Raw genomic sequence first — 22,585 nt, forward strand, 5'->3', positions numbered from 1 at the left:
TTGTGCTGATTTTAGCGTGTTTTTCGCAATAACGGCAGCAGCTTGTTACGCCAAGCGGCATTATGCCATACCCTGTATGCAGGATAAGCGCTTTCTGTTCTACCTTGTTGGTTAGCAAGCCGTGTACAGCTCAGTTCGAGCGACACTTGGCTGCTGAATGAACCGCAATATAACCGCAACACAATGATGCCAAGGATGACGTAGCCGCAATGAAACTGACTGCCACCCGCCTCGGACGCCGACTTTCGCAGCACCCTTTTCACACCGTTGAAGTGGTGAATGACGCCCTGTGCTTTAGCCGCGGTATGCTCACCGATGAGCGCCGTCATCAACTTCGCAATGAATCGCATCGCGATGCTCAATCTCGCAGTGAACAGTTAATCGTCCCGTTTCGGCAGCTGCTCGCTATAGAAATACGCCGTGGCATTGTGTGGGGCGAGTTGCAAGTAGCGTTGGCAGAGGGCGAAACGATCACCTTGCATGGCACCGATTGGAATGCCACCCGCGCATTTTGTGCCGAGTTGGAAAGCCGCTGGCAGCAGTGGACACAAGAGATGCTACCACTGGTGTTGCAAGCGCTGGCGCAAGCTGGGGGGCCACTGATCAGCCGCCTCAAAGCGTTGCGCTGGTTGGCCAACGATGAACTGCAACAGCTGCAGCAGACGATTTTGCAAGCATGGCAAGCATTACCGATAGCCCCACAGCGCGTAGCCTGTTTGGAGGCATGTGCGGAGCCCTTTAGCTTCTGCCAACGTTGGTTGGATGAAGGCGAAGAGCTGACGCGACGTTACAACCAGCAGTTTATCCAACGTCTGCGTCAGCAAGAGTTTGATTTGTTTGGTGGTTGCTTGCCGCCAGCCGCGCAGCCGACGGAATCGCAATTAGAGGCTTTGCTCCTTAACGAACCTCGGGTTCTGGTGCAGGGCATTGCCGGCAGCGGAAAAACCCATATTGCCGCTGCGCGCGCCGCATGGCTGATGCAACAAGAGGGCGCGCAAGCGTCGCAGATTTTGCTGTTAGCCGGCGCTCCCGCTAGCCGCGAGCAAATGTTGCAGGTGCTGCGCGCTACACTGGGCCAAGACGCGGAGTTACCCGCGATATGGCTGATGCATGAATTGGGCGCGCATATTGTGGCGCAGGCCGATAGCCGTAAGCTAAGCGAGCTCAATGCGTTAGAAACAGATCACACAGCGCGCTGCGCATTCTGGATTGCGCAGTGGCAAAACCAGTGCAGTGAGAAGGCCGCGCAAGCCAAAGGTTGGGCGCAGTGGTTAGGCGAAGAGTTGGGCTGGCCATTAGCGGAGGAGGTATTCTGGCAAGATCCTGTGCTATGCGCGCGATTAAGCGTTCGTCTCGATCGTTGGTTGATGTTGCTGCGTCGGCAGGCGGGCAGTCAGAAAAGTTGGCTTGAGTCGCAGGTGGATGAAGAGATGCAGCCAGCACTGCAGAAAAAACTGCGGCTACTGAATCCGCTGTTAAAAGCGTGGCGCACTCACCTCAAAGAGGCGCGTACCCAAGATAGTCTGACGCTAGAGCAGCAAGCGCAAGACTTGCTGGCGGCAGGCCGCTATGTCAGTTTGTTTACCCACATTATTTGCGACGATGCGCAGCTCTTGTCACCGCGGCAACTGGACTTGCTGCAACCGTTGGTCACGCATCGACAGACTCGTTTCTACGCCCTTGGCGATGATTGGCAGCGCATCACCCGTTATGTTGGCGATGGCACTTCGCTGCGCCGCGATGTTGCTGCCCGTTTTGGTGAGCCGTATTGCATCACGCTTGATACCGATTTTCGCCAGCCTGCTGCGGCAGTGGCGGTGAATCAGCGTTTAGCGCAGCAGCACCCAGATTATCGGGATATCGAGTGGCATGGTGCCAACAGTGATACACCTAATAATGCGAGCAAACACCCAGTGCGCATTTTACCGGAAGGTGAATTAGAGCCACTGTTGGATTTACTCTCCGGCGTGTTGCAGCCAACGCAATCCGTGGTCATTAGCGGCCGCTCAGCTATACAGCGACCGGCTTGTGTGGACTACGCGGCGCGGCGCTGGCCACGCCTGTCTTTACGCTATATCCCGCTGAATGAGTTGATAGGCATCGAGTGCGAGCACCTCATTTTGACGGGTTTGCAGGGCGGCAGTGAGGGCTTTCCGGCACCCGTGCGGGAAACGCTGGTCGAGCAGGCACTGTTACCGCTCGCCGCATATTTTCCTGATGCCGAAGAGCGACGCTTATTGTATTTGGCGCTAACTCGGGCGCGGGCGAAAACCTGGCTGTTAGCCGCCGATTCCACTGATTACTCGGCGGAGCATAGCGTTGAACCTTCGCGGTTTTTGGCGCGCTTGCGCGAAGCTGACGTCCCGTTTTATCGGCGAGCACAATAATTACGATGCTCGATGAGGCCAATCATTGGCCATTGAGTATTAGGTATTGGCCATGGCTGGTATCGAGTATTGAATAGCCACGGTAGCCATACAGGGTCACAAATTGGTGCTATGGTGGGGCAGTACGGTCAATTTCTACGCCGCTAACTATGCTGACGCCACGCCAGTGCAATAACAGGAGAGTGCTATGTTAACCCTTTGCTCGCTCGACCATTTGGTTCTCACCGTGCAAGACATCGAGCGTACGGTCGATTTTTATCAGGATATTCTGGGCATGCATGCCGAGACGTTTGGCAAAGAGCAGCGCACGGCTTTGCACTTTGGTGAGCAAAAGATCAATTTGCATCCTGCCGCTAGACCTATTCAACCCTGTGCCGCGACCCCGATGCCGGGCAGTGCCGATCTCTGTTTATTGACCAAAACGCCGTTAGATGAAGCGATGCGCTGGGTTAAAGCCAATGGCGTTCAGATAGAAGAAGGGCCGGTACAGCGCACTGGCGCAACCGGCCCTCTATTATCGTTCTATATCCGCGATCCCGATGGCAACCTGATAGAGATTGCTAATCGCTTGGTATCCTAACGCGGCATACTATTTTTTTGTATAGCGTTAGTAAATTGCGTCCGTGAAGCGCGTTTCTGAACCGATAGCTAACTGATAGCTAAGAATCAGCCAAGACGCTCGCTCAGGTAGCGCTGGTAATCAGGGATCTCAATGTCGACCGGCTCATTGAACAGGTGGGACTTGATCAGGAAATTGGCGGTAGCGCGGTTGGTGGCAACCGGAATATTCCACACGGCAGAAATACGCAGCAGCGCTTTGACGTCGGGATCGTGCGGCACGGCATTGAGTGGGTCCCAGAAGAAGAACAGCACATCAATTTTGCCTTCGGAAATGTACGCGCCCAATTGCTGATCGCCGCCCATCGGGCCGCTCAGCAGGCTATGAATGGAAAGACCGGTGGCGCGGGAAATCAGGGAACCGGTGGTTCCGGTGGCATACAAATCGTGGTTGCGCAGGGTGTCGATATTTTCTTCAACCCAGCGCAGCAGGGCCTCTTTGCAGTGGTCATGGGCCACCAGTGCAACCTGCTTGCGGGCCTGCATCGTACGGGTTGTGATATACATCATGCGTTCCTTCCTGAAATCTCTGCACAAGAAATCGGTACAACACCGATTTCCGGCACGGTAACTGACTATACAGCCACAGGCTGTGAATTCTCAGACAAACCGTGCCGGATCAGCGCAGGGCAGGATTACGGACGAGCGTGATCTTTAGCCCAGTTCATAAAGCGCTGCTGGGTTTTGGCATCGGCTTGCTGGAACCAGTACTGTAACATTTGCTCCGGCACATTTTCACCCTGCAAGGTAACAGTTTGCTGGGTAACCGCGGTATTTGCGGCAGTTGCCGCACCGGCTGCTACCGGAATGGCCAAGGTCGCGGTCATGGCTGGTGCCAAGTTGGCTACGGCAGCCGCAGAGCTGGAGTGGTTATAGGTTGCCAGAGCTTCTTGGATATTGCGGGATGACATCAAGCCATCAACGGCCAGCACGTCTGATTTGTACGGGACAGTTTTGCCGTTTTGGTCGACCAAACGGAAATCCAGTGATTGATTGAAGCGCTTACCATCGCTATCGGTATTCAGCTTTGGCAGCTCGATAGTCAGTTTTTGATCGGCGCTGGCATCGAATGACGCCACAATCGGTGCTGAGGTAAACAGAGTTTGGTCAGAGCCGGAGCGAACAATCTTCTCAACGCGGAACAGGATCTGGCTGGTCTCGTTTGGCAGATTCACGTGTGGGGTGCTTTTCAGCAGTCCGCTGGGCACTTTCTGGCCGTCTACCATCAGCAATTCAACGTCAGTTGGAACAGTTAAGCTGGCTGCCAGAGCCGGAGTTGCACAGGACAGGGCCAGCATCCCAGCGTAAAGATGGCTCAATTTCATTATTATCTCCTTAAGGTTGCCGGTTCTTACAGGCCACTGCAGATCTTTCCGGCTTAAATGCTATACAGCAATACAGATGCATAAAACTGTGAGCAAAAGATGCCGAATCATACAACACTTTGCAATCACTTCCTGAGCCGGATATAACAGTGTGACTAAGATCATATCGTCTTTTGCGAATTATCGTAACAGGAGGTTTCCATGCACGAAGACTTGATCCGTGAGGTATTACAGTCGACGCGAACCATTGCACTGGTGGGGGCGAGTCATAAGCCGGAGCGACCAAGTTATCGCGTGATGGCGTACTTGCTTGAGCAAGGGTATCACGTCATTCCGGTTAATCCGGGGTTGGCGGGGCAGAAATTACTGGGGCAGGAAGTCAAACGCACGCTGGCGGAGATTGATGAACCGGTCGATATGGTGGATGTTTTTCGCAGTGCCGATGCGGCTTATGAGATTGCTGGTGAAGCCATCGCTATTGGCGCTAAATCGCTGTGGCTGCAGTTAGGGGTGATTAACGAAGAGGCGGCGGCGTTGGCACAAGCGGCGGGGTTAAAGGTGGTGATGGATCACTGCCCGAAAATTGAAATTCCGCGTTTAGGTTTAGAGAAAGCCTGATACGCGTGCTTCACTTCGCCTAAAAAAAGAGCCACATCATTTGCTATTGGGCATCGATGTGGCCTTTGTGTTTGGTGCAAGATTTTGAGCATCAGCGCTGTGCATGTATTAATGCAGCGCCCGATTTTTTTCCAACTCTTCGACAATGGTGTCGGCCAAATCGTCTAAGTTGGGTTGGTCGGGGTGCAGTGGCAATGTTTCGCGATCCAGCTGCATCTCGGCAATATACGTGTGAACCGGCTCGCCCTCTTCATTCTCCATGACCACGTGATACCACGGAGCCAAGCGAAGGGCATCATCAATCCCCATTTCTGCCGGGGTCGGTTTTTGCAGTGAATATTCGGCGTCTACGTCCAGGATGACACCGAGAGAGCCCAGCATCTTGTGGCGAACCTGCTGGCCGGGTTTAAATTTCACGGCAATCATGATGACCTCCTAAAAAATCTGACGTCTTACCTCTTAATCTGGGGGAGTAATCGGATAATTTCAAGAGCGTAACCGTAATCTTATTGCTTCTTACTCTCTATTAGACCGCGCATGTTATCGCTTGCTCCCGCCCTGAGCAGCAAAAGCGTAAAAATAAATGATGTTGGATGTTTTAGAGAAAACAGTAAGAAATAACAAATAGATAGAGGGAAGTCGCTATGGAAAAAATCGCTACAGAAGAAAAGCAGAGGCAAAAGGAAAAACAAAAAAGGATATGAAGAAGTAGCGCTGGGTAGTGTGGGGCACTACCACCCAGCACAAAGCAAACGGCCACTGCATGGAAGTACAGTGACCGAATCGGCAGCGTGCTTAGATCACGCGGCAGGCGAAGCCTTTCAGGTACAGACCTTCTGGGTAGGTACTCAGTACAGGGTGATCTGCTGCTTGCGTGAATTGCTCAACGAATTGCACTTCACGTTTGGCATCCAGCGCAGCGTCGGCCAGAATTTTCTGGAACAGGCCAGATTCCATCAGACCTGAGCAAGAGTAGGTCAGCAGCGTACCGCCCGGATTGAGCAGTTGCATGGCCAGCATGTTGATGTCTTTGTAACCACGGCAGCCGCCAGCCAGTTGGCCTTTGTTTTCAATGAACTTTGGTGGATCCATGATGATCACATCAAACTTCTCGCCCTGCTCACGGTATTCACGCAGCAGCTTGAAGACATCAGCGCGAACGAACTCGGCGCGGCTCATATCAAAACCGTTCAGCTCGGCGTTTTGACGGGCGATATCCAGCGCTGGCTGGGATACATCCACGTTCACCACTTGCTTACAGTTGCCTTTCAGAGCAAACAGGCCAAACGCGCCGGTATAGCAGAAGCAGTTCAGCACTTTTTTGCCATTCACATAACGGCTGGCCGCCAAACGGCTTTCACGCTGATCAAGGTAGAAACCGGTTTTGTGACCTTCTTTGATATCCACCAGAATTTGCACGCCATTTTCACGAATTGGCAGCAGTTTTGGTGGCTCTTCACCGTGCAGCAAACCGGTCACTTGCTTTAAGCCTTCTTTCTTACGCACGGCGACATCAGAGCGCTCATAGATGTTGCACTCTGGATAGCATTCGCGCAGGGCATTCATCAGGTTCAGCCGCTGGAACTCTGCACCGGATGAGAGCAGCTGCAGCACCAAAAAGTTATCGTAACGGTCAATGGTGATCCCTGGCAGGCCATCAGATTCACCGGCAATCAGGCGATAACCGGTCAGGTCATCACGCGCTGCGACCACATTACGCCACTGCTGGGCTTGCTGCAGGCGGCGAACAAAGAAATCTTGATCGATCTGCTCGTCACGATCGAATGTCCACACGCGGCCGCGAATTTGCGAGTCAGCGGACCATGCCGCACGGGCCAGCCAGTTGCCGCCTTTGTCAAAAACATCCAGCGTCTCACCGGACAACGGTTTGCCTTCCACGCGCTCGATGGCACCGGAGAAGATCCACGGGTGGCGGCGGAGTAATGATTTTTCCCGGCCTTTGGCCAGAATGATACGTGCAGACATGGTTATATGCTCAGCAGGAACGGTAAATAGAAATGGGGCGCTATTCTCGGTGACACGCGCAAGAAATGCAATCTGAGTTCAGTATCACGTCTTGTCGTTATTCAGCCGGATATCCGCTCGATTATAGGCGATACTCAAAAGAGGGGACAGCAGGAGGGGACATGAGCAATATCAGCATGAAAATCTCGGTAGCCGGTCATGTGCAAGGCGTGGGATTTCGTTACTTCACCCAACAAAAAGCGTTGGCGATGGGGATCAAAGGCTATGCCAAAAACCTCAACGATGGGCGTGTCGAGGTACTGGCTTGTGGCGATGAGGAGACGATCAACCGCTTTATTAACTGGCTCAGCGAAGGCCCCCGTTCTGCCACCGTTGAGTGTTTGATGGCAGAAGAGGTACCCTTTTGCGAATTGGGAGAATTTGAAATCCGTTAAATACACTTAACCGGTTTCGGCAAACCCGCAATCTTGGTGGCCTGTTTGGCAGGACCTTCAGGGAACAGCTTATACAGATAGCGGCTGTTACCTTTTTCCTCGCCATACTTTTGAGCCATGGCTTTCACCAGCATACGAATGGCCGGTGAGGTGTTGTATTCTTGGTAAAACTCGCGCACAAAGTGCACCACTTCCCAGTGTGCTTCGGATAACGCAATTCCTTCACGTTCGGCGATCAACAGCGCGAGCGCTTCGCTCCAGTCCTGACTGTTTTTAAGATAACCGTGGGCATCGGTATCGATCACACGTCCTGCAAATTCCAAAGGAGATGTCATGCCTTTCAGGCTCCGGTGTCAAGGATTCAAAGGGAAGGTATTTTGCGCTGAAATCCACAAAAAACAAACCCTGCCTTAGCAGGGTTTGTTGGGTGTACGTGAAAGTCGGTATTCACGCCATTGTCATCACTTATTCGTCACGCATGATGCCCAGAATGCTGAGCAGGCTGACAAACAGGTTATACAGGGAAACGTACAGGCTCACTGTCGCGCGAATATAGTTAGTTTCGCCGCCGTGAATGATGTTGCTGGTTTCAAACAAAATCATCCCAGAAGAGAACAGAACAAACAGGGCACTGATTGCCAGATGCATGGCTGGCATCTGCAGGAAAATCCCCGCGACCATCAGCACCAGCAGCGCGATAGCGCCAGCAGTTAACATACCGCCCATAAAGGACATGTCTTTACGGGTAGTCAGCACGTAAGCCGAGCAGCTAAAGAACACCAACGCCGTTCCGCCCAGCGCAGTCAGGATCACATCACCGGCACCGGCTTTCAGGAACATTCCCAGCAATGGGCCTAAGGTGTAGCCCATGAAACCGGTCAGCGCGAATGTAGCGACCAGACCTTTAGCACTGTTGGCATAGCGTTGGGTTAAGAAAAACAGGCCATAAAAACCGACCAGCGTCAGAATCATTCCCGGACGTGGCCAACCCATCAGCATGCTGGTGGTGGCGACGGCCGCAGAAAAGGCGAGGGTTAAGCCCAACAGGAAATAGGTATTACGCAATACCTTGTGGGTACTTAACAGGCTCGTTTCACGTTGCGTGATAACGATAGGTTCCATGGTCTATTCCTTCTTCAAATCAAAAGTTATTGAGAACAAAATAAAAAAACACAACGTACATGCGGTACGTGCTAATCAATCAAAGGCCGCATAACGGCAAACGGGTGACGTTCTTTAATTGCGTCGCCTCATTAACGTGATGTGTTGCTTATTACGTGAGTGACAGGGCTACCTGTTACCCGGCGATGATAGCGGATTCTTACCCACTACGAGATAAATATGCGGGCAGATGTGATCTGTTTCAAGTCTCGTGCGGATTAAAAAGCAGCAAACTGCATGAAATCTCAGCAAACAGTTCAGCGAGGCTTTACATTCACGGCAGTGACGATTATAGTGCGCCTCAATAAAACGGAAGAGTGGCCGAGTGGTTGAAGGCACCGGTCTTGAAAACCGGCGACGCGAAAGCGTTCTAGAGTTCGAATCTCTACTCTTCCGCCAAATTTCGAAACCCCGTTGCTGAAAAGCAACGGGGTTTTTTGCTTTCTAGCTTGCACATATATCCCATACGCGGTGATGCTAGGATACCGATGTGCTCATGTCGCTAACGGCGGTGCTGGGCTCGTTGGTATTGGAATGCGGTTTGGTGTGAAATAAGGTGCGATATTGAAATGCTGAGTGAGGCGTTGAGTTAGATTTTGTGGCGTTGCGCTATCTTCAGTAGCGATATGGCAATGTATCGATATGGCCACACTGCCGGCAGGGACCGGCAGAGCGAGAGACGTTAGTCAGAGCTTATCCGTGCATGAATGTCACGCACTTAAGACGACCACTGATTTTTATATTCTAGATACAGCACGGTAGCGGCAACCCGTGAACGAACGTTCAGTTTGCGCAGCAGGTTACGCACGTGCACTTTCACGGTCTCTTCCGAAATGAATTGTTCAGCGGCAATTTGCTTGTTAGACATGCCACGAGCAACCCCTTGCAGGATGTCCATTTCACGTTGCGTTAATTCGGCCAGTGGATCGGTAATTTGGGTGCGCGAGCTCAAATAGCCCGACACGGTTTCGCTGAACACCTGTTGCCCTTGTGCTGCTTCACAAATTTGGCTGAGCAGCAATTCTGGCTCGCTGTCTTTCAGCAGGTAGCCATCAGCGCCTGCATCGACCAGCGCATACACATCGCTGCGCGCATCAGAAACGGTCAGGATAATAATGCGCGCATCAATGCCTTCATTACGTAGCGCATGCAGGGTATCTAGCCCAGATAACCCCTTCATGTTCAAATCCAGCAGGATGATATCTGGTTGAGTACGGCCAGCCAGCGCAATAGCTTCACTGCCACTGCTGGCTTCGGCAACGATATCAAACGTCGGCTCTAGCTCCAGTAACTGACGCAGACCACGGCGCATCAACGGGTGATCATCCACAATCATCACGCTGTACGTGGCGGTGGTGTTCGGTGTGGTGTGGTTGGTATCCATCAATTCTGTCCTAATTTTTGCGTGTCGGTTTATCGGCAGTAAACCAACGTTGTCTGAGTCGAAATAGCTAAACCCCATTTGTTATTCTGGGATGGATCTTCAGAGCATGTTTCTTAAGCGCGTGGTGCTTAAGAGAATAGTTATCTGTTTTTGCTCCGACCGGGCTCCGATGTCTGCCCAAGAATTTTTATATACTACAGTAAATTAGCTCGGTGGTACGTTATTGGCGGTGACAGGGTCAAAGCTGAGTCGCACTTCGGTGCCGCCTTGTTCGGTCGCACAAATCTCCAGTTTTCCCCCCAAGCGCGCAGCGCGCTCAGCCATGATGGTCAGGCCGTAGTGGCCTTCTGGCTCTTCAAGGGTCGCGATCCCGACGCCATCATCGGTAATCCGGATGACATTCTGCTCATCTTTGTCGCAGTCACAGCATACGGTAATGTGCTGTGCATTCGCATGTTTAATCGCATTCAGTACCGCTTCGCGCACAATCTGCAGTACATGTACTTGCTGTTGGGCATTCAACGATTGTGAGGATAACGCACAGTGTAACGCAATTTGTGCCTGACTTTGTTCGCGCAGTGGGGCTAACAGTTGCTGTAGTGCGGCTTGCAAATCCGCTTCTTCGATGGTTAAGCGGAAGGTGGTCAGCAATTCACGCAGTTGCCGGTAAGCGTCATTGAGCGCTTGTTCAAAATCGCGAATAATCGCCTGCGCTTTTGGATTATCCGGATCGGTACTGCGACGCAGTAAGGTGATCTGGATGCGCAAAAAAGACAAGGCTTGCGCTAGCGAGTCATGCAGCTCACGGGCGATGGTGGAGCGCTCTTCCATCAGCAGCAGTTGCATCTGCTGTTTTTGCATGCGGTTTAAGTAAATGGCGCGACTGAGCATGTTGGCCACGTTTTGCATCAGTTGCGGCTGAGGTTGCTGGTGAGCTGGCCAGCGCAAGATCCCAAGCGGTTGACCATCTAAACTCAGAATCTGCTCGCAGACTGGCTGTGCATCTGGTTTGTCGAGCGCGGGCTCTTGTCCGCTATGCAGGCTCCACAAACCTTGCCCGCGATCGGTTACGTCCAGTTGCAGGAAATCCAGCTGCTCACTGCGCCGCACAATATCCAGCACCTTTTCCAACCCCGGGCGGGTAATTTGGCTGACCGTTAGAGCCTGTGAGGCGTCAAACAGCACGCTTAAGGTGCGGTTGGCTTGAGTCAGGCTGAGGGTTTTTTCTTGAACCTTGTCTTCCAGCGAGCGATACAGTTTTTCCAGATCGCCGGCCATGCGGCTAAAGGTGGTGGACAGCACGCCTAGCTCGTTTGGCAGGTCGCTATCGAGCGCCAGCGGTGAAAATTGGCCGTTTTGGATTTGGCGGCTAGCGCTCAGCAGTTTATTGAGCGGCGCCACGACTTCACGCCGCGTGGTACGCAGGGCAAACAACACCAGCCCCATGATGGCCAGCAGACCGCTGAGCATCACGATCCCCACTTGGGTCATGTTTTGCTCAGAATAGTGTTGTAAGGCCAACACAAAGTGGTCGATTCGGCTGACATAGGCGGCTAGACCTTGTAAGAAAGCTTCGCTGTGGCCGTGTTGCAGCTGTTGTTCGAGGGTGCGCCAGGTTAGTAGCAGCTGCACATACTCTTCACGTACGCGCTCCGGCACATAAAAGCGTGTGAGCTTACGCAGGGAAGGGGCTAGCAGCGAGCGTCGGTATTCAGACAAGTGCGCATCAATATCTTGCGGCTGGCTGGTCAGATCGTAGGCTAGCCGGTAACTTTGCATGCGCAGTGAGCCGGCCACGTTGACGGCTTCAGCATTACTGATATTGCCGGCGATGGTCAGCAGCGCAATGCTGGTGGATAAAATTGCCAGCAAAATAATCGCAGTGAGCGGACGAGCTAACGTTCGGGTGACAGAGCGTTTAACTAACACCTGATCTTCACTTGTCTCTTTGCGTGTCTGTTTGTTTATCGTGTTCAGTTTTTATTCCATCTTTCAAAGCGCACTCTTTCAACGTGCCGTGTTTCAACACGCGGTTGAACGTGCATTTTAGCCCACTTGGTCTTGCTAATATGTCAGACAAAAGCGGCGTGCTTCGCCCCAATTTTCTGTTGTGATTCAGAGATCTAGGTCACGTAAAATCCGTGCCAAGAATTGATCTTGCGCAAGGTTACCCGCTAGTCACCTCTTTCGGGGTATTACCATTTAACGCTGATTTTGCATACTCAGCACATCAGCAACACTTGGTCGCAGAACCGTGATAAACGGTGAACAATAGTAATACAGTGTTAACCGGAATTTGGTGGCTATATTTCCCTCATGAATGCGCTGTGTCATAGGAGCATGCGATGACCAGTTTATCGCGGCGTCATTTATTACGTGGCCGCTGGAAAAGTGCCCGGCTCGGTCAAACAGAGCAACGTCCCCCTTGGGCGATACCGGATCCGCTATTTACCGATCAGTGTACGCGTTGCGCCGAATGTATCCGTCAGTGTGAAACTGGCGTACTCACCACCGGCGAAGGCGGTTTTCCCATTGCTGATTTTTCCCGTGCTGAATGCACATTCTGTCGCCGCTGTGCGGATAGCTGCACCTTACCGTTGTTTCAAGCTGCGCAACAAGCGCCTTGGTCAATAAAAGCAGAGATTGGGCCGAATTGCCTGTCTGCGTGCGGTACCGAATGCCGCAGTTGTCAGGATGTATGTGAGGTACGGGCGATCCGTTTTATTCCACAAGCCGGCGGAGTGGCGAAGCTCGCGCTGGATACGGCGGTTTGTACTGGCTGTGGGGCGTGCGTCAGCATTTGCCCAGTACAGGCGGTCCGCATGACGCACGATGTAAGGAACAATAATGAATAACGCAACGTGGCACGTGTGCGGGCTGGTAGTACAGGCCCGACCGGAAGCCGTGCCGTCGGTGGCGGAGGCTTTATCCGCCTTTGCCGATACCGAAGTGGCCGCTACCGAGCCGGAGCAAGGCAAGTTGGTGGTGGTCGTTCAAGGCAGCGATTCTGCTGCTTTACTGGATAGAATTGAGTCAGTACGTAACGTTGCAGGCGTGCTGGCGGTGTCGCTGGTTTATCACCAGCAGGATGAGCAAGGTGAGGAAACACCATGAAACTCAGTCGTCGGGACTTCATGAAAGCCAACGCCGTCGCGGCCGCTGCAGCTGCTGCGGGGATCACCCTGCCGGTCGCGGTGAATGCCGCTACGGGCGAAGGTGGCGAAATTAAATGGGACAAAGCGCCGTGCCGTTTCTGCGGTACAGGTTGCGGTGTTCTGGTCGGTACGCAAAATGGCCGTGTCGTGGCATCGCAAGGCGATCCTGATGCGCCGGTTAACCGTGGTCTGAACTGCATCAAAGGCTATTTCCTGCCGAAGATCATGTACGGTAAAGACCGCTTAACCCAGCCGTTACTGCGGATGAAAAACGGTCAGTATGACAAAGAGGGTGAGTTCACCCCGGTCACGTGGGATCAAGCCTTTGATGTGATGGCGGATAAATTCCGTGGCACGCTCAAAGAAAAAGGCCCAGATGCTGTTGGCATGTTTGGCTCCGGTCAGTGGACGGTGTGGGAAGGCTACGCGGCGGCCAAGCTGTTCAAAGCGGGTTTTCGTAGCAACAACATCGACCCGAACGCGCGTCACTGTATGGCGTCGGCGGTGGTGGGCTTCATGCGTACCTTCGGTATGGATGAACCGATGGGCTGCTATGACGACATCGAACAAGCCGATGCGTTCGTGCTGTGGGGCTCCAACATGGCAGAGATGCACCCGATCCTGTGGTCGCGCATCACCAACCGCCGTCTGAGCAATGACAAAGTCAAAGTGGCGGTACTGTCGACCTTTGAGCACCGTAGCTTTGAGCTGGCGGATAACCCGATCATCTTCACCCCGCAATCGGATCTGGTGATCTTAAACTTTATCGCCAACTACATTATCCAGAATAATACCGTTGATCAGGCGTTTATGGATAAGCACGTGAATATCCGTAAAGGGGCGACCGATATCGGTTATGGCCTGCGCCCAGATCATCCGTTAGAGAAAGCGGCCAAGAACGCTGGTAGCGGGGCAGCTGAGCCAATGAGCTTTGACGATTTCAAAGCCTTCGTATCTGAATACACGGTAGAAAAAACCAGCAAGATGACCGGCGTACCGCAAGATCAGCTGATCGAGCTGGCGAAGCTGTATGCTGACCCGAACATCAAGGTCGTCTCCTACTGGACCATGGGCTTTAACCAGCACACCCGTGGCGTGTGGGCGAATAACCTGTGCTACAACATCCACCTGCTGACCGGCAAGATTTCCAAGCCGGGTTGTGGTCCATTCTCCTTAACGGGCCAGCCATCCGCGTGTGGTACGGCGCGTGAAGTGGGCACCTTTGCGCACCGTCTGCCAGCAGACATGGTGGTGACCAATGAAAAACACCGCCAGATCACCGAACAGCAGTGGAACGTACCGGCCGGTACCATCCCAGAAAAAGTGGGTCTGCACGCCGTGGCGCAAGACCGCGCGCTGAAAGATGGCAAGCTGAATGCCTACTGGGTGATGTGTAACAACAACATGCAGGCCGGTCCGAACATCAATGCCGATCGGATGCCGGGCTGGCGTGATCCGCGCAACTTTATCGTGGTTTCCGATCCGTATCCAACCGTCAGTGCGCTGTCTGCCGACCTGATCCTGCCAACCGCGATGTGGGTGGAGAAGGAAGGGGCTTACGGTAACGCTGAGCGTCGTACGCAATTCTGGCACCAGCAGGTGAAAGCGCCGGGTGAGGCTAAATCTGACTTGTGGCAGCTGATGGAGTTTTCCAAGCGCTTTACGGTGGATGAAGTTTGGCCTGCCGACTTGTTAGCTAAACAGCCAGAACTTAAGGGCAAGACCCTGTTTGACGTGTTGTACGCCAATGGCAAGGTCAATGCCTATCCGCTGAGCGAGATCCCAGACGATCGTCTGAACGATGAAGCACGCGCGTTTGGTTTCTATGTGCAAAAAGGGCTGTTTGAAGAGTACGCCTTCTTTGGCCGCGGCCATGGTCACGATTTAGCGCCGTTTGATACTTATCATCAAGTGCGCGGCATCCGCTGGCCGGTGGTCGATGGGAAAGAAACCCTGTGGCGTTACCGCGAAGGGTTCGATCCGTTTGTTAAAGCCGGTGAAGGGGTACGTTTCTACGGTCATAAAGACGGTAAAGCGGTTATTTTTGCGTTGCCGTATGAGCCGGCAGCAGAAAGCCCAGATGAAGAGTATGACCTGTGGTTGTCGACCGGTCGTGTGCTGGAGCATTGGCATACCGGTTCAATGACCCGCCGTGTGCCAGAGCTGCACCGTGCCTTCCCTGAAGCGGTGACGTTTATCCATCCATTGGATGCGAAAGCGCGCGGCCTACGCCGTGGCGACAAGGTGAAAGTGATCTCGCGTCGCGGTGAAGTGATTTCGATTGTGGAAACCCGTGGCCGTAACCGCGTGCCGCAGGGCTTGGTGTATATGCCGTTCTTTGATGCGGCCCAGCTGGTGAATAACCTGACGCTGGATGCGACCGACCCGCTGTCGAAAGAAACCGACTTTAAAAAGTGCGCAGTTAAGCTCGAAAAAGCGTAACTCGTTGTCTTTGCAATAGTCGTCGCAAGAAATATGCATCAAACAGCGTCACACGTAACAGAGTAAGACGGAAGGAAGTACCGGATGTCAGAACCACGGGATAAAGGACCAGCACGGCGTCGATTTTTACGCGACGCGGTGCGCAGCGCAGGTGGCTTGGCCGGATTGGCCTTGCTGCTGGGGCTGCAACAAAAGCAATCTCAGGCAAAAGATGGGCTGGCGCTGCGTCCGCCTGGCGCGTTGCCGGAGGGGCGCTTTGAGGCGGCCTGTATCCGTTGTGGGCAGTGCGTGCAGGCTTGCCCGTACGACACGCTGCATCTGGCAACGTTGTTGTCGCCATCATCGGCGGGAACGCCATACTTCATCGCGCGGAAAACGCCGTGCGAGATGTGTGATGACATTCCTTGTGTGGCGGCATGCCCAAGCGGGGCGTTGGATCCTGATCTGACCAATATCGACGATGCCCGTATGGGGTTGGCGGTGTTGCTGGATCATGAGAACTGCCTGAACTGGCAGGGCTTGCGCTGTGATGTGTGCTATCGGGTGTGTCCGGCGATTGATAAGGCTATCACGCTGGAGCTGCATCAGAACACGCGCACCGGTAAGCACGCCAAGTTCTTGCCGACCGTGAACAGTGATTACTGCACCGGTTGTGGCAAGTGCGAACAGGCGTGCGTACTGGAAGAGTCGGCCATCAAGGTGCTGCCGTTATCGCTGGCGCGTGGTGAGCTAGGCCATCATTACCGGTTGGGGTGGAAAGAGAAGGAGAAAGCCGGTCACGCGCTGATCCCTTCACAGCCACAATTACCGGTACGCACACCGCAAGGAGGTGAGTGATGGCTAATCCCGTTGCGAAAGCCGGTCACGATGCGCGGCAACGTCATGGTTGGTTGCATGCCCATCGTTGGTTGTTACTGCGTCGGGCTTGTCAGCTGACGGTGCTGCTGATGTTTTTGAGCGGCCCGTGGTGGGGGATTTGGCTGCTGCGAGGTAACTACAGTGGCAGTTTGCTGCTCGATACCGTACCGATGACCGATCCGCTGGTGCTGCTGGAAAGTCTGGCGGCGGGCCACTGGCCGCTACTGACCACATGGTTAGGGGTTGGCGTAGTACTGCTGCTGTATGGCCTGTTGGTGCGCCGCGGCTTTTGTGCGTGGGTCTGTCCGCTGAACCCGGTGACGGATTTGGCCGCTTGGCTGCGTCGACGCTTGAATCTACGTCAATCAACCGTGCTGTCACGCAATCTGCGCTATGGGCTACTGCTGATGATTTTGGTCGGTAGCGCCGTTAGCGGCACCTTGCTGTGGGAATGGCTTAACCCGGTGGCTTTACTGGGGCGCAGTCTGCTGTTTGGTGCGTTTAGCGGCTTGTGGCTGATCTTGGCGATTTTCGTTTTCGATCTGCTGGTGACCGAGCACGGTTGGTGTGGGCATTTGTGTCCACTGGGTGCGCTGTATGGCGTCGTGGGCAAACCGGCGTTGATCCGTGTAAGTGCGGTGAAGCGCGAGCAGTGCACTCGCTGTATGGATTGCCTACACGTGTGCCCAGAGCCACAGGTCTTACGTGGACCGCTGTTTGATAAAACTCATAAGCCGCAGGTGACTGACAATGCGTGCATGACCTGCGGACGCTGCATGGATGTATGTGCGGAGCACGTACTGGAATTTAAAACACGATTTCATCGTTCGGGAGATAAAGAATGAAGAGTCATCCCCTGAAAACGCGGTTCTCCCTGAGAGTGCTGCTCGGTCTGGTTGCCGTAGTGGCTTCCCTGATGGCGAATGTGAGTTTGGCCAATGTTGATCTGACTCAGTCACCGGAAGTGTCCGGCACGGCAGAAGGTCAGGTGCGTATGCCAAAACAACAAGAGCGTATGGCGCTAAATTATGTGAATCAGCCGCCATTGATCCCGCACAGTATTGACGGCTATCAGATCTCGAAAAACACCAACCGCTGCTTGCAGTGCCACGGGGTTGAGAACTACCGCACCACCGGTGCAATGCGCGTGAGCCCGACACACTTTATTGATGCCAGCGGCAAAATGTTGGGGCAGGTAGCACCAAACCGTTACTTCTGTTTGCAGTGCCATGTACCGCAGACCGATGCTGCGCCAATTATCGATAACTCGTTCAAGCCATCCAGCGGATTCGGTCAGTAAGTTAAGGAGCCGTTATGACTCAACAACATCAAGCACCGGAAGGCAAAAAGCCGGGACTGCTACGTCGATTGTGGCAGTGGTGGCGTCGGCCTAGCCGTTTGGCGCTCGGCACGCTGCTGATTATCGGTTTTATCGCTGGCGTCTTATTCTGGGGTGGCTTCAACACTGGCATGGAAATGGCGAATACCGAAAGTTTCTGTATTAGTTGCCATGAAATGAAAGACAACGTGTATGAGGAGTACATGGAAACCATCCATTACTCCAACCGCAGTGGTGTGCGTGCTACATGCCCAGATTGTCACGTCCCGCACGAGTTTGTGCCTAAGATGGTGCGTAAAATCAAAGCCAGTAAAGAGTTGTATGCGAAAGCACTGGGCTTGATTGATACGCCGCAAAAATTTGAGGCGCACCGGCTGCAAATGGCGCAAAACGAGTGGGCGCGGATGAAGGCGAACAACTCGCAAGAGTGCCGAAACTGCCATAACTTCGATAGCATGGATTTGTCGGTACAAAAAACGGTAGCCTCGAAAATGCACGTCCAAGCGATGGATGCGGGTAAAACCTGTATCGATTGCCATAAGGGGATCGCGCACAAGTTACCGGATATGAGCGGAGTGCCGAGTGGCTTCTAATTTCATTCGTCTCTATATGCTTTGATGCGTTGAGATGTCTGTCAGCATAAAAACCGGTGCGGTGAATCGCACCGGTTTTTTTATATTAGTGATTTGTTGCGGGGGTTGCTGCTATACCCTTCCTACTTGAAGTTGCAGCGGTTGGCTACGCTCGTTCACTCCAATCACATAATTTGCACATAGTTTGCCTATGCTCATGGGGATTCACTCACTTGCCGCCTAACTGCAACTCCAAGTCGTTTGGGTATATATCAAGCATGGGGAATGAAATTGGCCAATAACTCGCCAAACAAATAAAATAAGCCATTAATTGACTGAAAATAAAGCAATTGAATCGCGCGGTGCTTTACAAGCCTCAGTGAGATGATTATAGTACGCCACACAAATACGGAAGAGTGGCCGAGTGGTTGAAGGCACCGGTCTTGAAAACCGGCGACGCGAAAGCGTTCTAGAGTTCGAATCTCTACTCTTCCGCCAAATTCAAATAAACCCGCGCATGTCGCGGGTTTGTTGTTTTCAGCGTTTGGCAAATGTTATGTGCTTATCTGGGCTCTTATCACGGAGCTTGTGATTGTTTAGCTAAGCCTGCTGAATCCAAAAGAAAAACAGCGCCTATTGGCGCTGTTTTTTTGTCTGTAGTTTATCCCTCAAATCTTACTGAAGCTTTACGTTGTTAGCCCTTGTAGATTTTCGGGTTGAACACATCGCGCAGCCAGTCACCCAGCAAGTTAATCACCAGCACCAGCAGCACCAAGCACACGCCGGGGAAGGCGGTGATCCACCACGAGCCCGAGAAGATGTAGTTAAAGCCAACGCTGATCAGCGAGCCCAGCGACGGTTGGTCAACCGGCATCCCTAAGCCCAAGAACGACAGCGCCGCTTCACTCATGATGGCGTTTGCCACCTGTACAGTGGAGATCACCAGAATCGGCGACAAGCAGTTTGGCAGAATATGGCGGAACATGATGCGCGGGGCGCGAAAACCCATTACCTTGGCCGCTTCCACGTACTCTTTTTTCTTCTCCGCCAGCACCGAGGCGCGCACCGTACGGGCGTATTGCGGCCATTCGGCCACCCCGATAATCACCACCAGCATCACAATGGCGTATTTAGAGAAAAACTCGGAGCCAAAGGTCGCCTGAAAGATTGCCGAGATGATGATGGCCACCATCATGGTGGAGAACGACAACTGTACATCGGCAAAACGCATCAGTAAGTTGTCGATTCGGCCACCGGAGTAACCCGCGGTCAGCCCGATCACCACTCCCAGCAGCATCTGCAGAGCTACGGCAAAAATGCCGATCGCCAGTGAGATGCGTGAGCCATACAAAATGGTGCTCCAGATGTCACGCCCTTGGTTGTCCGTGCCGAGCCAAAAACGCGGATCGCCACCGTCGAGCCATGATGGCGGCATTTCGGCATCCATTAGGTCAAAACTGGTTGGGTCATACACGTTGTGCGGTGCAATCCAAGGTGCCAGCATCGCCGCCAGCACATACACCAGAAAGACCACGAAACAGAACATCGCCACTTTATCGCGCAGGAAGTAGTACACGATGTCGGAGTTTTTAAAGCGCGCCCAGCGGCTGGTGGTTACGGCTTGAGTCATACTTACCCCTTGGCGGTCAGGTTAACAGTTGGGTTGATGAAGCCGTATAGCAGGTCGACCAGCGTGTTGGTCACCACAAACAGCAGTCCGACAAAAATCACGTAGGCAGTAATCAACGGGGTATCCACGCGGTGGATAGCTTCCAAAAACAGGAAACCGGTGCCCGGCCACTGGAAAACACTTTCGGTCAAAATGGTGTAGGCCACCATGGTACCAATCTGCACGCCACCCACGGTGATCACCGGCAGCATGGTGTTTTTCAGCGCGTGGCGGTAATACACCTGATGATCATTGAGCCCTTTGGCGCGGGCGAATTTCACGTATTCCGATGACAGCTGTTCCAGCATCTCAGAGCGCACCAAGCGGATAAACAGCGGCAGCATGATAGAGGAGAGAGCAATGCTTGGCAGGATCAGGTGTTTAATCCCATCCCACGTAAAGAAGCCCGAATCCCAGCCCAGCACATTGGCGGTTTCCCCACGCCCATAGGCCGGTAGCCAGCCGAGTTGAATCGAGAACACATACATCAGCATGATGGCGGTCAGGAATACCGGAATGGAGATGCCGATACTGCTGGTGGCCATGATGAATTTGGTCAGCATGCTGCGTGGGCGGATCGCCGAGTACACACCAAGTGGGATGGAGACAAAAATAATCAGCAACGTAGCGCCGAAAACCAGCTCCAAGGTGGCGACCAGCTTATCCAGAATCACTTCCAGAGCGGGGCGCTTAAAGAAATAGGAGGTGCCCAGATCGCCATGAATGGCGCCTTGCAGAAAACGGGTGTATTTCACCAAAAAAGGATCATTCAGCCCCATCTGATCGCGCAGGATCTGGCGCTGCGCCTCGGACACTGATTGGCCCACCATTTCACGCAGTGGATCGCCGAGATTGTCCTGAATGGCAAAAGCCACCAGACTGATCACGAACATCACGATCACCGCCTGATAAAAACGTTTGAGCAGAAATGTAAACATACGCGTCCCTTTATATGGCCTGCTTTATCGATGCAGGCTTTTACAGCGGGCGGAGACCTTGCGGCCTCCGCCGTTTCCCTGGTGGTCACAGACCCATGCGGGCGGACCTTATTGCTTGATCACCAGATCGCCAAAGTACGGGAAGTTCATCACGTTCATGACAGGCTTGATGTCAGCATTTTTCTTCGCGCCATAGGCCAGATTTTCCCAGTGCAATGGCACGAACGGGGCATCATCGGCCAAAATGGCTTCTACTTTCTGCAGCATGGCTGCGCGCTTGGCCGGATCGGTTTCGTTATTGGCATCGACCACCAGTTTGTCCGCTTCGGCATTGGCGTAACCGGAGCAGTTGTACTGGCCCATGCCGGTTTTGGCATCTTTGGTGAAGGTCAGGAATTCGAAGAAGTTGGCGCTATCTTCGGTATCTGAGTGCCAGCCAATCATCTGCATATCTGCCGCGCACTTGTCGAACTCCGGCCAGTACTGGGCTACCGGCATCGTTTTCAGATCCACTTTGATGTTGATCTTCGACAGCATGGCGGAGATGGCTTGCGCGATTTTCACGTCGTTCACGTAACGTGCCGATGGGGCGATAAAGGTGACTTTAAAGCCATTTTCATAGCCGGCTTCTTTCATCAGCGCCTTAGCTTTATCCAGATCGTGACGTGGCGTCAGCGCTTCGTTATGACCGGCATAGCCTTTCGGGCTCAACTGACCGGCTGGCGTACCGAAGCCTTTGTTGATCTTCTGAACAATCGCTTCTTGGTTGATGGCGTATTCAATTGCTTGACGCACACGCTTGTCTTTCAGCGCTGGGTTGGTGTTTTGGTTCAGCTCGACCACAATGGCGCGGGTACCCGGCAGGGTCACCAGTTGGGTATTTTGACCTTTCTCTACACGCTCCAGATCGTTTGGCGCAACTGGATAGATCACGTCCACATCGCCACCCAGCAGGGCTGCTACACGGGTGGCATCTTCTTTGATGGGCACCAGGGTCAGGTTGTCGACGTTACCCTTGGAGGTTTTATCCCAGTAATTTGGGTTACGGGCATACTCCAGCTTCACGCCTTGCTCACGGAATTTAACGGTAAAAGGACCGGTACCGGAAACGTTGGTGGAGGCAAATGACGCGCCGTTTTTGATGATCTCATCTTTCGGCTTACCGTTAGAGGCGGTGCCGCTGTAGAACTTAGAGTCCATCGGGAAGATATAGGTCGCGGTTTGCAGCACCAGCGGATAAGGCTTGCTGGTGATCAGATCCACGGTGTAATCATCCACCTTTTTGGCTTCGGCGATCGGGTCGAAAATCGCTTTGTAGTCTGGGGAGTTTTTCAGACGGTTAACCGTCCACACCACATCATCAGCGGTAAAGTCGTTACCGGAGTGGAATTTCACCCCTTTGCGCAGGTGGAAGCGCATGGTTTTATCGTCGATACGCTCATATTTTTCGGCCAGACGCGGGTCGAATTGCAGCTCCTGATTCCAGCGGATCAGCGGATCGAACACCAGATGCGACATTTCCAGCGTCTGATTCGACAGCTGCTCTTGCGGGTCCAGTGAGGTTGGATCGGAGGCTACGGCCACCTTGATGTCAGCGGCGGCAACGTTAAAGGCCATTCCGGCTGCCAGCAGCGCCAGCGCAATTTTAGATAATCCTTTTTTCATCTTGTTCTCCATGCTTTTGTGTGTCACTTGCGGT

The 22,585-nt window shown here is 53.2% G+C and carries 22 protein-coding genes and 2 tRNA genes; 13 read left to right on the forward strand and 11 right to left on the reverse strand.

Annotated features, from left to right (window positions below; translation table 11 throughout):
* The first annotated feature begins 209 nt into the window (after positions 1–209).
* Together helD and NCTC9997_RS05315 are read left to right on the forward strand one after the other, a co-directional pair.
* Positions 210–2,387: a DNA helicase IV gene (helD, locus tag NCTC9997_RS05310; protein WP_064977514.1), complete on the forward strand. Its 2,178-nt coding sequence runs from the start codon at positions 210–212 to the stop codon at positions 2,385–2,387.
* A gap of 187 nt (positions 2,388–2,574) precedes the next feature.
* Positions 2,575–2,967: a VOC family protein gene (locus tag NCTC9997_RS05315; RefSeq protein ID WP_039046168.1), complete on the forward strand. Its 393-nt coding sequence runs from the start codon at positions 2,575–2,577 to the stop codon at positions 2,965–2,967.
* Between the two features lie 86 nt (positions 2,968–3,053).
* Here NCTC9997_RS05315 and NCTC9997_RS05320 read toward each other — a convergent pair whose 3' ends face one another.
* Entirely contained in the window at positions 3,054–3,512 is a 459-nt protein-coding gene (locus NCTC9997_RS05320; RefSeq protein ID WP_010861974.1) for a methylglyoxal synthase, read from the reverse strand.
* A gap of 128 nt (positions 3,513–3,640) precedes the next feature.
* The gene (locus NCTC9997_RS05325) at positions 3,641–4,330 is read right to left on the reverse strand and encodes a DUF2057 family protein (RefSeq protein ID WP_064977515.1); all 690 of its coding nucleotides are present in this window, start codon (positions 4,328–4,330) and stop codon (positions 3,641–3,643) included.
* Positions 4,331–4,531: 201 nt separating this feature from the next.
* Here NCTC9997_RS05325 and NCTC9997_RS05330 point away from each other — a divergent pair, with 201 nt between their 5' ends.
* A complete protein-coding gene (locus NCTC9997_RS05330; RefSeq protein WP_064977516.1) occupies positions 4,532–4,948 on the forward strand; it encodes a CoA-binding protein in 417 nt (138 codons plus the stop codon).
* Positions 4,949–5,056: 108 nt separating this feature from the next.
* On the opposite strand, the gene hspQ is transcribed toward NCTC9997_RS05330, so the two are convergent.
* Both hspQ and rlmI read right to left on the reverse strand, forming a co-directional pair.
* Complete coding sequence (hspQ, locus tag NCTC9997_RS05335; protein WP_010861971.1) at positions 5,057–5,374, reverse strand: heat shock protein HspQ; 318 nt, start codon at positions 5,372–5,374, stop codon at positions 5,057–5,059.
* Between the two features lie 369 nt (positions 5,375–5,743).
* Positions 5,744–6,934, reverse strand: coding sequence for a 23S rRNA (cytosine(1962)-C(5))-methyltransferase RlmI (gene rlmI / locus NCTC9997_RS05340; RefSeq protein WP_010861970.1), 1,191 nt, complete (start codon positions 6,932–6,934; stop codon positions 5,744–5,746).
* 161 nt (positions 6,935–7,095) lie between these two features.
* Between rlmI and yccX the strand changes: the two genes are divergently transcribed.
* Complete coding sequence (yccX, locus tag NCTC9997_RS05345; RefSeq protein ID WP_010861969.1) at positions 7,096–7,368, forward strand: acylphosphatase; 273 nt, start codon at positions 7,096–7,098, stop codon at positions 7,366–7,368.
* Here the strand turns inward: yccX and tusE are convergent.
* Positions 7,365–7,703, reverse strand: coding sequence for a sulfurtransferase TusE (tusE, locus tag NCTC9997_RS05350; RefSeq protein ID WP_036768522.1), 339 nt, complete (start codon positions 7,701–7,703; stop codon positions 7,365–7,367). The genes yccX and tusE overlap by 4 nt on opposite strands.
* Positions 7,704–7,833: 130 nt before the next feature.
* Positions 7,834–8,490 carry a Bax inhibitor-1 family protein gene (locus tag NCTC9997_RS05355; RefSeq protein ID WP_064977517.1) on the reverse strand — a complete coding sequence of 219 codons (657 nt, stop codon included), beginning with the start codon at positions 8,488–8,490 and terminating at the stop codon, positions 7,834–7,836.
* 350 nt (positions 8,491–8,840) lie between these two features.
* On the opposite strand from NCTC9997_RS05355, the gene NCTC9997_RS05360 reads away from it, so the two are divergent.
* Positions 8,841–8,928: transfer RNA gene (locus NCTC9997_RS05360), tRNA-Ser, on the forward strand.
* Between the two features lie 319 nt (positions 8,929–9,247).
* On the opposite strand, the gene NCTC9997_RS05365 is transcribed toward NCTC9997_RS05360, so the two are convergent.
* Positions 9,248–9,913, reverse strand: coding sequence for a response regulator (locus tag NCTC9997_RS05365; protein WP_064977518.1), 666 nt, complete (start codon positions 9,911–9,913; stop codon positions 9,248–9,250).
* Between the two features lie 204 nt (positions 9,914–10,117).
* On the reverse strand, positions 10,118–11,842 hold the full coding sequence (gene narQ, locus NCTC9997_RS05370) for a nitrate/nitrite two-component system sensor histidine kinase NarQ (RefSeq protein WP_064977519.1): 1,725 nt from the start codon (positions 11,840–11,842) through the stop codon (positions 10,118–10,120).
* A 416-nt stretch (positions 11,843–12,258) separates the two neighbouring features.
* Here narQ and napF point away from each other — a divergent pair, with 416 nt between their 5' ends.
* From napF to NCTC9997_RS05410, 8 genes are all read left to right on the forward strand, one after another.
* The gene (napF, locus tag NCTC9997_RS05375; RefSeq protein ID WP_010861964.1) at positions 12,259–12,768 is read left to right on the forward strand and encodes a ferredoxin-type protein NapF; all 510 of its coding nucleotides are present in this window, start codon (positions 12,259–12,261) and stop codon (positions 12,766–12,768) included.
* Positions 12,761–13,027: a chaperone NapD gene (gene napD, locus NCTC9997_RS05380; RefSeq protein WP_010861963.1), complete on the forward strand. Its 267-nt coding sequence runs from the start codon at positions 12,761–12,763 to the stop codon at positions 13,025–13,027. Before napF ends, napD begins: the two co-directional genes overlap by 8 nt.
* The gene (gene napA, locus NCTC9997_RS05385) at positions 13,024–15,510 is read left to right on the forward strand and encodes a nitrate reductase catalytic subunit NapA (protein ID WP_064977520.1); all 2,487 of its coding nucleotides are present in this window, start codon (positions 13,024–13,026) and stop codon (positions 15,508–15,510) included. The genes napD and napA overlap by 4 nt, the downstream gene beginning before the upstream one ends.
* A gap of 84 nt (positions 15,511–15,594) precedes the next feature.
* Positions 15,595–16,347, forward strand: a complete 753-nt coding sequence (gene napG, locus NCTC9997_RS05390; RefSeq protein WP_047709247.1) for a ferredoxin-type protein NapG — start codon at positions 15,595–15,597, stop codon at positions 16,345–16,347.
* The gene (gene napH / locus NCTC9997_RS05395; RefSeq protein ID WP_064977521.1) at positions 16,347–17,213 is read left to right on the forward strand and encodes a quinol dehydrogenase ferredoxin subunit NapH; all 867 of its coding nucleotides are present in this window, start codon (positions 16,347–16,349) and stop codon (positions 17,211–17,213) included. Before napG ends, napH begins: the two co-directional genes overlap by 1 nt.
* Positions 17,210–17,668 carry a nitrate reductase cytochrome c-type subunit gene (gene napB / locus NCTC9997_RS05400; RefSeq protein WP_064977522.1) on the forward strand — a complete coding sequence of 153 codons (459 nt, stop codon included), beginning with the start codon at positions 17,210–17,212 and terminating at the stop codon, positions 17,666–17,668. Before napH ends, napB begins: the two co-directional genes overlap by 4 nt.
* Before the next feature lie 14 nt (positions 17,669–17,682).
* Positions 17,683–18,300, forward strand: coding sequence for a cytochrome c-type protein NapC (gene napC / locus NCTC9997_RS05405; RefSeq protein WP_064977523.1), 618 nt, complete (start codon positions 17,683–17,685; stop codon positions 18,298–18,300).
* Positions 18,301–18,689: 389 nt separating this feature from the next.
* Positions 18,690–18,777 (forward strand) — tRNA-Ser (locus tag NCTC9997_RS05410).
* A 196-nt stretch (positions 18,778–18,973) separates the two neighbouring features.
* Here NCTC9997_RS05410 and NCTC9997_RS05415 read toward each other — a convergent pair.
* From NCTC9997_RS05415 to NCTC9997_RS05425, 3 genes are all read right to left on the reverse strand, one after another.
* Entirely contained in the window at positions 18,974–19,909 is a 936-nt protein-coding gene (locus NCTC9997_RS05415; RefSeq protein ID WP_010861957.1) for an ABC transporter permease, read from the reverse strand.
* Positions 19,910–19,911: 2 nt separating this feature from the next.
* The gene (locus NCTC9997_RS05420) at positions 19,912–20,886 is read right to left on the reverse strand and encodes an ABC transporter permease (protein WP_010861956.1); all 975 of its coding nucleotides are present in this window, start codon (positions 20,884–20,886) and stop codon (positions 19,912–19,914) included.
* 108 nt (positions 20,887–20,994) lie between these two features.
* Positions 20,995–22,551: an ABC transporter substrate-binding protein gene (locus NCTC9997_RS05425; RefSeq protein WP_064977524.1), complete on the reverse strand. Its 1,557-nt coding sequence runs from the start codon at positions 22,549–22,551 to the stop codon at positions 20,995–20,997.
* Positions 22,552–22,585 lie beyond the last annotated feature (34 nt).

The organism is Plesiomonas shigelloides (assembly GCF_900087055.1).
Lineage (GTDB): Bacteria > Pseudomonadota > Gammaproteobacteria > Enterobacterales > CAMTGL01 > Plesiomonas > Plesiomonas shigelloides.

What these genes read in the sequence shown, in the direction of transcription:
- NCTC9997_RS05325 (WP_064977515.1), bottom strand. Translation starts at nt 4,330, where the DNA reads ATGAAATTGAGCCATCTTTACGCTGGGATGCTGGCCCTGTCCTGTGCA.
- napD (WP_010861963.1), top strand. Translation starts at nt 12,761, where the DNA reads ATGAATAACGCAACGTGGCACGTGTGCGGGCTGGTAGTACAGGCCCGA.
- NCTC9997_RS05315 (WP_039046168.1), top strand. Translation starts at nt 2,575, where the DNA reads ATGTTAACCCTTTGCTCGCTCGACCATTTGGTTCTCACCGTGCAAGAC.
- rlmI (WP_010861970.1), bottom strand. Translation starts at nt 6,934, where the DNA reads ATGTCTGCACGTATCATTCTGGCCAAAGGCCGGGAAAAATCATTACTC.
- NCTC9997_RS05365 (WP_064977518.1), bottom strand. Translation starts at nt 9,913, where the DNA reads ATGGATACCAACCACACCACACCGAACACCACCGCCACGTACAGCGTG.
- napC (WP_064977523.1), top strand. Translation starts at nt 17,683, where the DNA reads ATGACTCAACAACATCAAGCACCGGAAGGCAAAAAGCCGGGACTGCTA.
- tusE (WP_036768522.1), bottom strand. Translation starts at nt 7,703, where the DNA reads ATGACATCTCCTTTGGAATTTGCAGGACGTGTGATCGATACCGATGCC.
- napH (WP_064977521.1), top strand. Translation starts at nt 16,347, where the DNA reads ATGGCTAATCCCGTTGCGAAAGCCGGTCACGATGCGCGGCAACGTCAT.
- NCTC9997_RS05320 (WP_010861974.1), bottom strand. Translation starts at nt 3,512, where the DNA reads ATGTATATCACAACCCGTACGATGCAGGCCCGCAAGCAGGTTGCACTG.
- NCTC9997_RS05415 (WP_010861957.1), bottom strand. Translation starts at nt 19,909, where the DNA reads ATGACTCAAGCCGTAACCACCAGCCGCTGGGCGCGCTTTAAAAACTCC.
- NCTC9997_RS05425 (WP_064977524.1), bottom strand. Translation starts at nt 22,551, where the DNA reads ATGAAAAAAGGATTATCTAAAATTGCGCTGGCGCTGCTGGCAGCCGGA.
- napG (WP_047709247.1), top strand. Translation starts at nt 15,595, where the DNA reads ATGTCAGAACCACGGGATAAAGGACCAGCACGGCGTCGATTTTTACGC.
- NCTC9997_RS05420 (WP_010861956.1), bottom strand. Translation starts at nt 20,886, where the DNA reads ATGTTTACATTTCTGCTCAAACGTTTTTATCAGGCGGTGATCGTGATG.
- napB (WP_064977522.1), top strand. Translation starts at nt 17,210, where the DNA reads ATGAAGAGTCATCCCCTGAAAACGCGGTTCTCCCTGAGAGTGCTGCTC.
- napF (WP_010861964.1), top strand. Translation starts at nt 12,259, where the DNA reads ATGACCAGTTTATCGCGGCGTCATTTATTACGTGGCCGCTGGAAAAGT.
- NCTC9997_RS05355 (WP_064977517.1), bottom strand. Translation starts at nt 8,490, where the DNA reads ATGGAACCTATCGTTATCACGCAACGTGAAACGAGCCTGTTAAGTACC.
- yccX (WP_010861969.1), top strand. Translation starts at nt 7,096, where the DNA reads ATGAGCAATATCAGCATGAAAATCTCGGTAGCCGGTCATGTGCAAGGC.
- napA (WP_064977520.1), top strand. Translation starts at nt 13,024, where the DNA reads ATGAAACTCAGTCGTCGGGACTTCATGAAAGCCAACGCCGTCGCGGCC.
- helD (WP_064977514.1), top strand. Translation starts at nt 210, where the DNA reads ATGAAACTGACTGCCACCCGCCTCGGACGCCGACTTTCGCAGCACCCT.
- NCTC9997_RS05330 (WP_064977516.1), top strand. Translation starts at nt 4,532, where the DNA reads ATGCACGAAGACTTGATCCGTGAGGTATTACAGTCGACGCGAACCATT.
- hspQ (WP_010861971.1), bottom strand. Translation starts at nt 5,374, where the DNA reads ATGATTGCCGTGAAATTTAAACCCGGCCAGCAGGTTCGCCACAAGATG.